The sequence below is a fragment of the uncultured Psychroserpens sp. genome, assembly GCF_947501425.1.
Classification (GTDB): domain Bacteria; phylum Bacteroidota; class Bacteroidia; order Flavobacteriales; family Flavobacteriaceae; genus Psychroserpens.
The window spans coordinates 129784-144761 of the sequence record NZ_CANMVN010000005.1; the positions used below are offsets into that span (position 1 = coordinate 129784).

At 33.7% G+C, this 14978-nt stretch carries 15 protein-coding genes; 2 read left to right on the top strand and 13 right to left on the bottom strand.

Translation table 11 applies throughout. The features are described from left to right. Positions 1-253: 253 nt before the first annotated feature. Complete coding sequence (locus tag Q0951_RS09090; protein WP_299336269.1) at positions 254-979, bottom strand: peroxiredoxin; 726 nt, start codon at positions 977-979, stop codon at positions 254-256. 221 nt (positions 980-1200) lie between these two features. Between Q0951_RS09090 and Q0951_RS09095 the strand changes: the two genes are divergently transcribed. Further along, complete coding sequence (locus Q0951_RS09095; RefSeq protein ID WP_299336270.1) at positions 1201-1578, top strand: hypothetical protein; 378 nt, start codon at positions 1201-1203, stop codon at positions 1576-1578. Positions 1579-1641: 63 nt separating this feature from the next. Continuing rightward, positions 1642-3744: a TonB-dependent receptor gene (locus Q0951_RS09100; RefSeq protein WP_299336271.1), complete on the top strand. Its 2103-nt coding sequence runs from the start codon at positions 1642-1644 to the stop codon at positions 3742-3744. Positions 3745-3802: 58 nt separating this feature from the next. On the opposite strand, the gene Q0951_RS09105 is transcribed toward Q0951_RS09100, so the two are convergent. The 12 genes from Q0951_RS09105 to Q0951_RS09160 all read right to left on the bottom strand — a co-directional run bounded on the left by Q0951_RS09105 (position 3803) and on the right by Q0951_RS09160 (position 14965). Further along, positions 3803-4567: a hypothetical protein gene (locus Q0951_RS09105; protein ID WP_299336272.1), complete on the bottom strand. Its 765-nt coding sequence runs from the start codon at positions 4565-4567 to the stop codon at positions 3803-3805. 171 nt (positions 4568-4738) lie between these two features. Further along, positions 4739-5074 (bottom strand): DUF4870 domain-containing protein, encoded by a 336-nt coding sequence (locus tag Q0951_RS09110; RefSeq protein WP_299336273.1) that lies wholly within the window; start codon positions 5072-5074, stop codon positions 4739-4741. 74 nt (positions 5075-5148) lie between these two features. After that, positions 5149-7449: a PQQ-dependent sugar dehydrogenase gene (locus Q0951_RS09115; RefSeq protein WP_299336274.1), complete on the bottom strand. Its 2301-nt coding sequence runs from the start codon at positions 7447-7449 to the stop codon at positions 5149-5151. 457 nt (positions 7450-7906) lie between these two features. Beyond that, a complete protein-coding gene (locus Q0951_RS09120; RefSeq protein WP_299336275.1) occupies positions 7907-9169 on the bottom strand; it encodes an FAD/NAD(P)-binding oxidoreductase in 1263 nt (420 codons plus the stop codon). Between the two features lie 150 nt (positions 9170-9319). Continuing rightward, positions 9320-9526, bottom strand: a complete 207-nt coding sequence (locus tag Q0951_RS09125) for a DUF2892 domain-containing protein (RefSeq protein WP_299336276.1) — start codon at positions 9524-9526, stop codon at positions 9320-9322. 15 nt (positions 9527-9541) lie between these two features. Then, positions 9542-10126, bottom strand: coding sequence for a methyltransferase domain-containing protein (locus Q0951_RS09130; protein ID WP_299336277.1), 585 nt, complete (start codon positions 10124-10126; stop codon positions 9542-9544). After that, the gene (trxA, locus tag Q0951_RS09135) at positions 10126-10422 is read right to left on the bottom strand and encodes a thioredoxin (protein ID WP_299336278.1); all 297 of its coding nucleotides are present in this window, start codon (positions 10420-10422) and stop codon (positions 10126-10128) included. Before trxA ends, Q0951_RS09130 begins: the two co-directional genes overlap by 1 nt. A gap of 12 nt (positions 10423-10434) precedes the next feature. Then, positions 10435-11484, bottom strand: a complete 1050-nt coding sequence (locus Q0951_RS09140; RefSeq protein WP_299336279.1) for a DUF3365 domain-containing protein — start codon at positions 11482-11484, stop codon at positions 10435-10437. Between the two features lies 1 nt (position 11485). Continuing rightward, entirely contained in the window at positions 11486-11827 is a 342-nt protein-coding gene (locus Q0951_RS09145) for a rhodanese-like domain-containing protein (protein WP_299336280.1), read from the bottom strand. A 148-nt stretch (positions 11828-11975) separates the two neighbouring features. Then, positions 11976-13391, bottom strand: a complete 1416-nt coding sequence (locus Q0951_RS09150) for an MBL fold metallo-hydrolase (protein ID WP_299336281.1) — start codon at positions 13389-13391, stop codon at positions 11976-11978. A 73-nt stretch (positions 13392-13464) separates the two neighbouring features. Then, positions 13465-14268, bottom strand: a complete 804-nt coding sequence (locus tag Q0951_RS09155; protein ID WP_299336282.1) for a sulfite exporter TauE/SafE family protein — start codon at positions 14266-14268, stop codon at positions 13465-13467. Positions 14269-14332: 64 nt separating this feature from the next. Continuing rightward, entirely contained in the window at positions 14333-14965 is a 633-nt protein-coding gene (locus Q0951_RS09160; RefSeq protein ID WP_299336283.1) for a Crp/Fnr family transcriptional regulator, read from the bottom strand. Positions 14966-14978: the final 13 nt, after the last annotated feature.

Sequence of the window (14978 nt, forward strand, 5' to 3'; positions counted from 1 at the left end):
TGTACAAAAATAGTTTTGGAAATCATCAAAGTCAGTAACACTAATCACTTAGTTTTGTAACCTATGTTACTTTAGAACATTTAAATACATTTGAATAGGCTATTTTTGATTGCATTTTCATACGTCTAAAATATATGAGCTATGTAAATACTGCAATGATAATGGTCAGGTATATAGATATAGTAAACTTTTATATAACGTAAAAAAGCACACAAATACATGTATGCTTTTACATAATGACAATGCTAACTGCTTAATCTTTTAAAACTTCATTTAGCACAACATCTTTATCCATTTTTTTAGTACAGAAAAACCAATCTTCACATTCTAAATCATCTGTTCCCGTCATACGTTCTTCAGCAACACCGCATGAACCTGCAGGAGACACAATAACATCATCACCTGGATTCCAATCAGCAGGAGTAGCAACATTAAATTTATCAGAAGTTTGCATCGCAATTAGCGCTCTGTATAACTCATCAAAATTTCGACCTAAACTTAAAGGGTAATATATAAGGGCTCGGACAATTCCTTCAGGGTCAACAAAAAATACAGCTCGCACTGCTTGTGTTTTACTCTCACCAGGTTGGATCATACCATACTTCTTAGCGATCTCCATAGAAATATCTTCAATTAAAGGGAATTTAACCTCAATATTCTCCATTCCCTTGAATTTAATTTTATCCTTAATGGTTCTCAACCAGGCAATATGACTATATAAGCCATCTATTGATAAACCTATAAGGTTACAATTAGCCTTTTTAAATTTCTCTTCCAGATGTGCAAAAGTCATAAACTCAGAAGTACATACTGGAGTGAAATCTGCTGGATGACTAAATAAGATGGACCATTCTCCTTTATAGTCTGAAGGGAAATTAATTTCACCTTGAGTTGTTATGGCCTTAAATTCTGGAGCCTTATCACCTATCCTTGGTATTGATTGAATCATTGTTTCATCTATTGTTTCAGTTGTGTTCATAATAGTATTACTTTATTGTTAATAATTACTGAACATAAAATTAACTCACAAACCTTTGTTTATATGCAACTTAAGTTACCTAAGCCATTTAGTTTTTTAATGTTGAAATAGATAATCTCAATTCCAGAAGAAGAAGAAGAATGTTGTTTCGTTAAAAGTAATACTCAATTTTGTGACATTTGTCACATAATAAAATATCAAGGAATTCTATCTTTGTAACAATGAAAATAAGCACCTACATTTTTTCCATTTGCTTCACTTCTCTCCTACTATTTAATGCCGCGAGAGTTACGCTTACTTATGCTTATTACGAATACGACCCTATTGGTTTCATTGAGGCACTTTGCGAAAATCAAGACAAACCAGAATTGGCTTGTAATGGAAAGTGTCAATTGATGAAAGTTTCAGAATCACAAAACAAAGATCAAAATACACCTGAAGGTATTCTTGATTTCAAGGAACTCATTTTATATCAAAATTCGCCTAACACTACTATTCTAACCCATAAAGAATGGATTAAAAAGCAAACTGTAATTACTTACCAGAGTTTATATTCTTATATATCCACTTACGTTTGTTTTCATCCGCCTCGAGTTTAACTTTTAAATATCGCTGGTAGCAACTACTACCGAAATTAAAAGTTAAATCAAACAATACTATAAATGAAAACATTTTATGGTGCGCTACTATGTGCACTGCTATCTGCTGTGTCTTATGGTCAAGAAAAAAAAGAGATCAAAAAAGATACTACAAAACAAAAAATAACAGTTTTGGACCAAGTTATCATTACTGGAAACAAAAGAATTGACCCTATTTTGACTTCTGTTTCAAATAACTATTCTGAGCGAATAGTTCAACCCAAGAACGTGGCTGATCTATTCAATTCTATAAATGGATTCTCTTCAATAAAGAGAGGTAATTATGCCATTGATCCATCTTTTAGAGCCTCACAATATGAGCAATTAAATATTCAATACGATGGCGGAACAAAAGTCATGCATGCCTGTCCGAATAGAATGGATCCTATAACAACACATATCATTCCTGAGGAAATAGCTAAAATTGAAATCATTAAAGGTCCGTATACTGTAAGATATGGTGCTACTTTTGGAGGAATCATAAATATGGTCACACAAAAACCAGATTATGAAGACTATGGTTTACACGGGAAGGTTTCCGCAGGTTATGAGAGCAATGGCAATTCGATAGTGAATTTGGCACAATTACAATACATTAAAGAAAAATTTGATATTGTTACCAATGCTGGATATAGAGATTTTGGTAATTATGAAGACGGAAACGGCATTGAAATTCCTTCATCCTTCAGAAGCACCGATTACGGTTTTAAAATTGGTTATAACTTTAGTGATGTACAACGTTTACAAGTACACTGGAGACAATCTTTTGGGCGTGATGTGTTGCATGCAGCTTTACCTATGGACACTGAATATGACAATAGTAGTATATTGTCTTTGGACTATAAATTAGATGATATTGGAAGGGTTGTTAATTCATTAACTGCTAAAGTATATTATAGCTATGTAGACCACTTAATGACCAATATTAATCGGCCTTCATTTATGATGACAGAGGCCTCCTCTGCTGTTGATGCCACAACTATTGGAGGAAAACTGGAGCTCAACTGGAAACCATTTAAAAACTGGAATGTATTCTCTGGTTTAGACGCCATGCATATTGCCAGAGATGGTAACAGACAACGTTTAGTTAAAATCATGAATGGTAACCTACTACCAATGCCTATGAGTTTTACAGATAAGGTTTGGCAGGATTCTTATATTACAGACATAGGACTATTTACAGAAGTCAAATACACTATTAATCCAAAAACAATTTTTACGGCAGGCATTAGATATGACAATGTGGTTTCTGATATTCAGGATCCTGAAGCTGATTTTGCTGAATTATACGACCTTAAAAAACGAACAGAGCATAACGTTAGTGGAACGCTATCTGTAAAAAAGTTGATTTCAGACAACTTCACTCTTGAAGCAGCATATGGAAGAGGTGTTCGTTCGGCTAATATGATAGAGCGGTATATCAATCACTTTAATGTTGGACAGGATCCATTTGAATATATAGGGAATCCCAACTTAAAAGCTGAAGTCAATAATCAATTTGAAATTGGGTTTAAAGGAAGAGAGAAACTTAAAAACGGTTTCAATAGCTTTACGTATGAAGCTGCGTTTTATTATTCGTTTTTTGAAAATTATATTGTAGGTATTATTGATGAAACACAGACCAGAAAGTTCATGCCTATGGCACAACCGCAAAACCCGAAAGTGTTTAGAAATCTTAATGAGGCCTACAAAACAGGATTCGAGATTTCAGCTAGTGTAAATTTCCTGAATGATTTTGTTTTTAAAACTGACTTTGCTTATGTCTATGCAAAAAATAAAGACCTATCAGAATCATTGCCACTTACTCCGCCTTTGACATCTAGAATTCATTTCGGATTTGAAAAAGACACCTATTGGGTAAACTTGCAATATAATCTTGTGTCAAAGCAAGATAATATTTCCAGAAGTTTTGGCGAAACAGAAACTGATGGCTACCAAACTTTAGATTTCCGTTTTGGTATGAAACCAATTAAAAACGTAACCTTAGGTCTTGCAGTAATTAATGTATTTGATGAAAATTACAATAACCATTTAAACTTCTCTTTTACAAATCAAGAGAATTTTGGAAGGACTCCAATTACTGAACCTGGGCGTAACTTTTCTGCATTCTTACAGTATAAATTTTAAAGGCTATAAATAGTAAAACAAAAAACGCTCACTTAACATGTGAGCGTTTTTTTTGTACTTAAGAATTTGCAGGAATAAAAATTGATTTAATTCTATCAATAACGCCTTGGAGCATACTGAATATGGCATCGGAAGAAAACCCACCAATGAGAGCTAGTACGCTTTTATTAAAAAGATTTATACTGTTGGGATCAGTGATATATACAGATAGTATTTCTGATAATAACAATCCTGCGATAATTCCCAAAATTACCTGAGCCATATATTCAATAGATTCTTCTGGTAATAAGGTACCTTTCTTCAATGAATTACTAACACTCTTTAATAAATAGAAGGTTACTCCAAGTCCTGCTATTGCAGATAAATAACCGATATTCAATAGTAATTTCATACCATTATTATGCATGATCCCTTTATCAAGAGAATCGTTATTAACATTTGGAGAAAGTCCTGTAATAATAAATATAACTAAAAACAAAACTGCTAAAATAATGAGATTTCTGACTAGCGGTAGACTTCCCAAAACAAATCTGCTTTTTGATTTTTCATGGAGTTTTTTAGAAAACTCAATCGATTTTGGAGTCGCTGGAGCAATATTTTTACACAACAAATTATGTACATTAATTAAGTCATCCACATTACTGTCTTGAATTAGTGAATTAATATCTGTATTGATATTTATTCCATTATAAACAGCATAAGATAACATATTATTAATCTCCTTACTCATTTCATCAATCACCTCTTTGGAAATTCCTGGTTTAGAGATAACAGTTTCTTTTACCGCAGAAGGTGCTTTTGAGCTTGAACTAGTCGTTGTCATGGTTTTTAATTAAAGTATTAAAATTGCTTAAAATTAATTACTCATCTAGTATAAAAACCAAGTATAAATACTGTATTACTATTTTACGTATTTTTACTTTTAGGGAGAATATATTACAAAAAACGCTCACTTTTTCAGTGAGCGTTTTTATTTACCTCTTTATAAAAATAACTAACTAATAAAATTAAGAGATAAAGGATATCTTGGTGATTCGCCGTGACTTGCTCTAATTGCATTTATTATTGGAAAAATAAATGATAATATTCCAAGAACAATCAAACCAGCTATTCCTACTAAAACGAAGACCAATGGAATACATATCAAGCTATAAATTAATACACTTAATTGAAAGTTGACAATATTCTTGCCTTGTTCATCCATTTGGTAGACTTTTTCCTTTTGTGTTGCCCAAATGACTAACGGGACTATGAGTCCGCCAAACCCAGTAATAAAAGTAAGTAACTGACTCAAATGCGTTAACACTATAAGTTGATTATCTTGTTTCATGATTTTTTTTTGCTTTTTTTGATTGAACACCTATTGGACGTCAATACGAACAAAATGTTACACTGTATTTAGAATTATTTTATAACCAACTTCTTTACAACATACTCATTTCTAACTAATACTTTGACCATATAAAAACCAGAAGGCAGATTTAAAGTAATAACCTCTGCATTGTTGATATCGCTTTTAAATACGTTTTGTCCAGTAATACTATAGATTTCAATTGCACCTTCTTCTATCATCCCAGCTATCTCGATTTGGTTTTTTGCAGGATTTGGTGAGATGATGATTTGGTTGAAATTATTTACATCTGATACTCCAAGAGTTTCTTCAACCGTAAAAGTACCTGTTACCGAAATAGAATTGAGACAATCATCGGTTAAATCAAAAGTCACAGAAACTATTTGATTACATGATATTGTGGCTGGTCCATCATGAGTAACCAATGCATCTCCACATAAATCGGATCCTAAAAAACCAGCTAACCAATTATCGTATGCCTCTTGAATTGTATCAGAACAATCGACGGTTACATCTTCAGGAATATTATCCCAAACAGGATCTGTAGTATCTTCAATAGTGAAAGTTGCATCTTTAAAAATCTCATTTCCGCAGTCATCAGACAGGGTAAATCTAACCGTCTCTGAACCTGTTGCTCCACATAGATCACTTAAACCAGAGCTATTATTTGTAATGGTTGGTGTACCACAACCAACAGTTCCTGTAACACTATTTAGCCATGAATTGAAAGCCGAATCAAAATCTGTAACATCATCACATTCAAGTATAATATCCATAGGCTCGTTGGTCCATCGTGGTCCTTCAAATTCTATTCTGACCACATTACCTTGGAATATATTTACATAATACACAAACCCATCTAAAGGATTTTGCATCATGTGAACAATTCCTGATCCAAAATTTGCAGGAGCTAACTCAGAAACATCACTAATCCAGTTTTGTGAGCCATCGGTTAATGTTGCAACGTTAATCCAGTTTCTAACATAATCTGTAAACAGGTATTTTCCTTCCATAGTAGTTCCAAGAGCATCTCCTACAACATAAACTCCAGCTATACCAGCATTTCCATTGAATTCAACACCTGTAGTTGGAGAGCCAAAATCTCCAATTCTAGGCGCTAAAGCTATCCCAGCAAAAAAAGTTGGAACACGTGCTTCAGGTTGTGATCCATGACGCCAGGCGACTTCTGGTCTGTCATGCACATATCGTCTTAGTTGTGGATTAGGGTCGTCGTTAAATGAATTTGGTTGCGGACAATTATCTAAAAAAAGTTCGTCGTTTTCATCAGCATTAGTAGCACCACTATTAGCATAGCCATTAAGTTCTGTTTGCCCTTCATATATTGGCCATCCTCCATTCAAGCCAGGTTTATCAAAAATATGTAAATCTTCCCAAGTTCCCCATCCAACATCAGCGACATAAATTATTCCAGGATCACCATCGTTTGGATCATTACTTCCAGATTCAGGTTGAATAGACATGCGAAATGGATGCCTTAAGCCCATAGCCCACATTCTGGATTTTGCTGAACGAGCATTTCCAGCTTCATAAAAAGGATTTGATGGAATTCCATCTCCCGTATTAGGATCAAGACGAAGTACTTTTCCGCAGAGAGAAGTAGGCATTTGACTTCTAAAAGCACCAACATTTTCTTCTGGTCTCATTATACCATCATCTATAGCCTGCTGAAAATAGGTTTCTGAAGCGCTACCAATATCTACAGAGTTATAACTTGCATTATCACCAGTTGACACAAGTAGTGTTCCATCATTTGCAAAGATCACAGTCCCACCTGCATGAGATTGGTGTGTAAGTGGTACTCCTGTGGAAACCGTCTCCCCAAGTAATACCGTTCTAGAACTATAATTGGTTGTGAGTGGGTTACTTCCAAGATTAAGTTGATATCGTGTAAGACGACTTATGGAAGCTTCAAAGTAATCGTTATCATTTGGATCATAATCTGGTGTTCCAAAATTCATGAGGTGTTCTCTGTCTACCATATAATACATATAAACCAAACCATTGGTATCAAAATCTGGATCTAAGCAAAAACTTGCGAATCCAAAATCTCTCCAATCACCTACTTCGTCGGAAATATCAAGCACAGGTGTAGTTTGCTTAATATAGTCAGTACCATCCCAAACAGACACATATACATGTCCGCGTTTTTCCCAAACAAACATTTTTGTACCATCCTGACTAAATACAACACCCATTATGTTATTATATCCAGATTGAACCTCTGTAACAGAATAGCCAGATGGTAATTGCGCAAAAACATTGGATAGAAGACAAGGTGATGTTAGAACAAATAAAATTATTCTAATATTGTAGAACATACGAGAGCAAAGCATGGTATATAAATTAAATTAATATATAGAACTTTGCTATTAATCAGTTGCTTAAAGATAACAAATTAAGAGTTAGATCACACTTAATATTGAAAAAATCGTCGATTGTTACTGTTATCGTGTTTGATACATCATCATTTTGAATAGAGATAAAAAAGAGAGCATTTTTCAATGCTCTCTTTCGATTTTACAAAACGAATTTCAATCGTTAGTCTCTGTGTTTTTTTTGTCTCCACTTGTCATAAATTTCACTAGAAAACCTATTAAGACAAGACAAACTAAACCAAAAACCGCAACCATAATAATAGTTGCATTAGAACTGTATAAAGCTATGTTATGAAACATCATAATTTTAATTTAATACTGTAAAAATACTTTATATGAATTATAAAAAACATGATATATATCATTAAAAAAGCATCTTTTTTAAGATGCTTAACCACTAATGAATATTAGACTATTATACCTCTTTACCTTTCATCATTTTATTCCAATACAGGTAAGGAAGCCCATACTTTTTAAGCATCCATAGTCTCCAATGTTCTTTCTCACTATTGAACACTAACATTTGCTTTAATTTAGGATCTGGAATAAAATTATTATCATAGTCAAATTCGGCTAGAATCATTTTACCGTAACCCGTAACCAGTGGACATGATGAATAACCATTGTAAGATTTACTTCCTTTTTTATTATGAGCTATGAGTTGTCTAATATTATCTGAAACCACAGGTACCTGTTTTCTTATGGCAGCACCTGTTTTTGCTGTTGGCAATGCAGCAACATCACCCAAACCGAAAATATTAGGATACGTATTATGTTGTAGTGTATGCTTATCGACATCTAACCATCCAGCTTCATTGACCAATGGAGACTCTTTAACAAATTTAGGAGCTGTTTGTGGTGGAGCTAAGTGTAACATATCAAATGGCATTTCAATAATTGACTCTCCAGACATGATCTCTCTTAATTCGTTGTCCTCATTGATTACACATTTATTTTCTCCTGTTCCAACACCTCTAAATGTAACAATTTGATTATCTCCATCTATTTTAATAGGTGCATAAAACGGTTTAAAATGAATCCCATATCGACTAATGACTTTCATTAAACTTTCACGAATTTCTTTGACTCCAAAAATCACAGAACCAGGTGTAGCAAACACTACATTTGATTTATTTTTTAAGCCGTTCTTCTTTAAATAATCTGCAGCTAAATATGCAATTTTCTGAGGTGCACCACCACATTTTATTGGTGTTGTTGGTTGTGTAAACACCGCGTTTCCGCCTTTAAAATTTTTAAGCACTTCCCATGTATGCTTCGGATCTGTATAATTACTACAAACCACTCCTTTACCAAGAGACTCTGTTAAGCCTTCAATAAGAGATGTATCCATTACTAATCCTGGTGATACTATAAGATAATCATAAGTGATATTTCCATTCTCTTGAGTAGATACAGAGTTTTCTTTAGGATTAAACCCAGTAGCATAATCTTTGATCCAATCAACTCCTTTTGGCATTACAGAAGCCATAGAGCGTTTTGTTTTCTCAAAATCAAAAGTTCCTGCTCCAACTAAGGTCCAGGCTGGTTGATAATAATGTGAATCTGAAGGCTCAATTAAACCAATATCTAATGATTTATCTTTCGCTAATAGATTTGCGGAAGTCATAATACCTCCGGTTCCACCTCCAATGACTAAAATTTGATAATGAGATTTCATGCGTTTACTTTTAAATTAGTTAGTTTTCGATATTGATAAAAATAAATGCCTTTTTTTGAACATAGCGTAACCTAAGTTACATAAACAACAAAACTCCATAATCAAATTGACTATAGAGTATCATTTTAATACTTTTAAATATCTCAAAGATTACTTTTTGATCTTACATGTATTGATTCCGAATACGGTGTACAACGGACAAAAGTTTACCAAGCTTGTCAATACAAAAATAGCAGCCACAGCTATCAGTATATAAGCTAAAGTACCTTCAATAATACCTTGCCAATACAACACAGCTATAACTACAGCAGCTATCAATCTAATGATCCTATCAGAATTACCCATATTTACTTTCATACTATATATTTTATGTTAGTCTTTCTTAACAAATTTAAAAAACAATTCTCTTCCTGTTCTTGACTCGTGAGAATTATAAGCGTCTTCCATCAGCTTAATATCAAAAACTGATTTGAATGTCTTTATATATTCAGCTTTCGAACCTCCAAAAGGTGGACGATCTTTGTACAGTGGTGCATCGAACAATAGTCCAACCAACTTTCCTTTATCAGACAACAGATCATTCATTTTAGATACATATTGTGATCTCAAATTAGGATTAATAGCACAAAAGAACGTTTGTTCAAAAATTAGATCAAATGTCATATTCAATTCGAAGACATCTTGATTTAATAATTGATGCGACGGAAACTCGGGTACTCTCGATTTCAAGTTATCTAAAGCCGTCTTTGAAACGTCAACCACAAAGACGTTTTCAAATCCTTTATTAAACAAATACTCTGCTTCATAGGCATTTCCTCCTCCTGGAATCAAAATATTAAGAGACCTGTCTTTGAGCTGATCGATATAGGCTTTTAGAGGGGGAGACACCGCTCCTAAGTCCCAACCAATATCATTACTCTTATAACGATTATCCCAAAATTCTTTATTTAAATTCATCAAAATGCTTCAGTGATTACATTGATAAGTTCATCTTTTTGAACCAGACCTGATTGTCTCCAAATTTGCTTTCCGTTTTGAAATAATAATAAAGTTGGTACACCTCTCACCTGATATTTGGCAGCAAGTGCTTGGTTTTTATCGACATCTATTTTTAATATTGAAACACGATCTCCCAAAGCATCTTTAACCTCTTTAAGAATAGGACTCATCATCTTACATGGACCACACCATTCTGCAAAAAAATCAATGAGTACAGGTTTATCCTGATTGACTAACTCTAAAAATTTGCTCATACCTGAGAAGTTTTATTTTTCAAAAGACACACTCCATATCCCTCTAACCTCATTTATATCATAGCCTATAGCTTTATCTTTAGGATATAATTTTGCTATAGTATTTAATGTCTCCACATTTATCATGGTTTTAGGTTTACCATGACATTGTAAACACATAGAATTTGTAATTATTGGATAATATACATTAACCTTATCATCTGTTTCACTAACTATAGGTTTAATTTCTTGTTCATTTAAAAGTTGTCTTTTAAATTCTTTTATATAATTTAATTCTTCTGAATTTGCTGTATTATTAGGGTTTCTTGGTTTATCTGAAGCTCTTTTTATCACAGCATTATGAACTAAAGCCATACTATCAGTCAACGGATAAGCCTCGCTATTACAAAACTCCAGAGCTTTTAAAGTCCCTTCGTTTTGTAATTTACTCATTAAATTTTTACCAAGAACTGATTTTGTGGTCAACGCATATTTCAAACCTCTTTCTCCAAATGGTAAATTTTCAAAATCAGACTCTACCTGTTGCTTATGCTTACCATTCCCCATACCATTTCCATGGCCTTTTCCTCCTTTACCTTTACCTTTTCCTTTTCCTTGGCCTTGACTTTGATGTTTACCTTTTTCAGAATTAAAATGGTCTTCAAACCACTCAGGTTGATCGATTTCAAATTCATATAAGTACTCACCAATTTGATTAATCGTCTCTTCAGGAAAAGCTTGTTTTGGCATGATACCAAAACGTCTCACTGCACCTTTCATCTTGACATTTTCCTCGGTTGGGTTTTTGATCCAGTTTTGGAGCGCACTTACAAATTCCTCCTTAGTCATTCCGTCCTCAAGATAATGTTTTTTGACTGCAATCATTGGAGGTCCGATTCTATCATCATGACTAGCTGTTGGGCTATGACATATATAACAATTGGTCTCTAGTAATTTTTTTCCAGGATGGGTTATAGTATCTTTAGTTGTACTTTGTTCATAAGAAACATATTGTACTTCCTTAGTGTTTTTACAACTGAAAACGAAAACTAAAGATAAGATACTCAATAGTGTTGTTCTCATTCTATCTATAGTTTAAAATTCCACCTTGCAAATCATATATTTCATTAAATCCCATATTGGCTAATTTTCTGGCTGTTTGACGGCTTCTACTCCCACTTCTACAGTAAACATACACAGGCTTTTCTTTGTCAAGTTTATCAAACTCAATATTAAAGCGTCCAGAGAAGAAATCTATATTCTTAGCACCTTTTAAGTGACCAGACTTAAACTCTTTTTGTGTTCTTACATCTACCAATTGAATGTTTTGAGATTCTACTTTAAGTTTAAACTCCATTGGAGACAGCAAAGTTACAGACTCATTTTGCGTATTTTTTTTTCCGAATAGGGCTGAAATAAATGACATACAAGTATATTTTTTGTGTATTAAAATTCAAAAATTATTTAGCATAAAATTAATTGATTTCGAGGGCTTTATTGGTAACCTTTGTTACACAGAAAAGCGCATCCTACTTAATTCGGACACGCTTTTACCAACCAAAAAACTATGTATTTTATTTTAATGTTGACGGACAAACATAATCTGTTCTTTTAACATCTGTACTTTTTATGGCTCCATAGCCACCTGCAATATCAATAAGATTATGAATGCCTCTACTTTTTAAAATTGAAGCAGCTATAACTGAACGATATCCTCCAGCACAATGCACATAAAAGGTTTTATTATCAGGAAACTCACTTAAGTAGTCATTTAGGTAATCCAAAGGCGTATGTTTTGCTCCATCAATATGTTCTGCTGTAAACTCTCCTTGTTTTCTTACATCAAATATGACATCTTTATTCTCTGGATAACGTTTTGCAAACTCGTCGGCTGTAATAGAGGTCACCGTATCATAGTCCATACCTGATTTTTTCCAGGCTTCAAAGCTTCCATTCAAATATCCAACAACGTTATCAAATCCAACTCGCGACAAACGCGTTATAACTTCTTGCTCGCGACCTTTAGGAGTGACAAGTAATATAGGCTGACTTACATCTACAATCAATGCGCCTACCCAAGGTGCAAAATCACCATCAATACCAATAAAAATAGATCTTGGAATATGCCCTTTTATAAAATCATTTTGATGACGTACATCTAATATGATTGCCTCTGTTTCGTTGGCTGCAGCTTCAAAAGCTTTAGCTGTCATAGGGTTTTTAGATTTAGACATCACTTTGTCAAAGCTTTCATATCCTTTGATATTCATCATCACATTTTGTGGAAAATATCCAGGAGGTTCTGTAAGACCTTCAAGGAGCTCTTCTATAAACTCATCTTTGGTCATATCTGCCCTTAAGGCATAATTTACTTTCTTTTGATTTCCTAGAGTATCTGTTGTCTCTTTACTCATATTCTTTCCACAAGCAGAACCTGCACCATGATTAGGATAAATGATAAGATCATCACTTAATGGCATAATTTTCTCTCGTAATGAGTCGTATAACAATCCTGCCAATTTCTCCTGAGTTAGATCTGAAACAATTTTTTGAGCCAAATCTGGTCGACCTACATCTCCTATAAATAAAGTATCTCCAGTGACGAGTCCGTGTTCATTTCCATTTTCGTCAATCAACATATAGGTAGTGCTTTCCATGGTATGTCCGGGTGTATGAATAACTTTCACCTTATAATTACCAATGTCAAAAACCTGACCATCTTCAGCCACAATAGCCTCATATCCTGGTTTAGCCGTTGGACCAAACACAATATCAGCTCCAGTTTTAGCTTTGAGATCTAAATGACCAGAGACAAAATCGGCATGAAAATGTGTTTCGAAAATATATTTGATCTTAGCATCATCGAGTTTTGCCCTTTTAATGTATGGATCGACCTCACGAAGCGGATCTATGATGGCAGCTTCACCATTATTTTCTATATAATATGCAGCATGGGCCAGACATCCTGTATAAATTTGTTCTACTTTCATTGTTGTAATGTTTTAATTTTAACCGAATTAAAAGTAGTACTATTTATAATTTTAAGATGTAACTAAAGTTACACTAGGATTTAGTTAACTCCTTGTAAATGATGTAAACACCCATGATTAGGACAAACCAGCCAAAACCTTTTTTAAGTTTTTTTCCCTCGATAAACTTAGAGATATAAATTCCGATAAAGATTCCTACTATTGAAATTGAAGTAAACGTTAGGAGAAATCCCCAATCGATCTCTAAATTTTCGACATCACCAATAAACCCAATCAACGATTTAATAGCGATAATCAACAATGAAGTCGCAACTGCCTTTTTCATTGGCAATTTAGCAAGCAAAACTAAAGCAGGAATGATTAGAAATCCTCCTCCTGCACCAACTATTCCTGTTAATACTCCAACAACAATACCTTCAATAATAATTAACGGATAATTATATTGAATCACTGTTTCTTCTCCGTTATCTTCTCGTTTGTTTGTAATCATTGAGATAGAAGCCACTAACATCACTATGGCAAAGAATAGCATAATGGCAATATCCTTGGTGATTAAAAATCCTCCTACAGTAAATAATTCCTCAGGTATTGCAGGAACAAGATATTTTCTGGTAGCATAGACAGCTATAAATGCAGGAATAGCAAAAACGATAGCAGTTCTAAAATCAACTAACCCTTTTTGTATATTTCTAATTGCGCCTACTAAAGCTGAAACTCCAACAACAAATAAGGAGTATGCTGTAGCAGTTACTGGATTAATATATAATAAATAGACTAATATTGGCACAGTTAAGATTGATCCACCTCCACCAATAAGACCTAATACCAATCCTATCAATAGTGCTCCAAAATAACCCAATAGTTGTTGAATTTCCATGTAGTAAATATTTCATTCAAAACTATATAGTATTTGAACCGTTTTTGGTAACCAAAGTTACATTCTACAAATCTATAACTTTGATGTTATTTCTGAAGAGTTCTATTTTTCCATCCATGGCTAATTTCTTCAATAGTCTGGACACCACAACACGAGACGTATGCAGATCTTGAGCAATTTGTTGATGCGTCACATGAATCAATTCATTGTGATTGACCATAGCTTTATCTTTTAGATACTTAAATAAGCGTTCGTCCATTTTTAAGAAGGCAATGGTATCGACAGCTTGAAGTAATTCGGTCATACGGTCATGGTAGCTCTGTAAAATAAATTTTTGCCAACTTTTGTATTTTCCGAGCCACTCTTCCATTTTCTGGACAGGAATCATGATCAACTTAGTATCTGTTTCAGCAATAGCAATGATCTCGCTTTTAGAATTTCCGAGGCAACAGGAAAGCGTCATTGCACAGGTATCACCTTGTTCAATAAAATAGAGAATAAGCTCTTCTCCGTTAGCATCCTCTCTAAGAATTTTAATCGCTCCACTCACGAGAAGCGGCATTGATTTTATGTAGTCTCCTATTGAAATGAGCTGATATCCTTCAGGAATGTCTTTATAGGTTCCAACGCTATTAATCTCTTGAAGTAATTCATCTTCAAATAAATACCCATAATTAGCCTTTAACTGTTCAATCATGTTTGTAATAGTT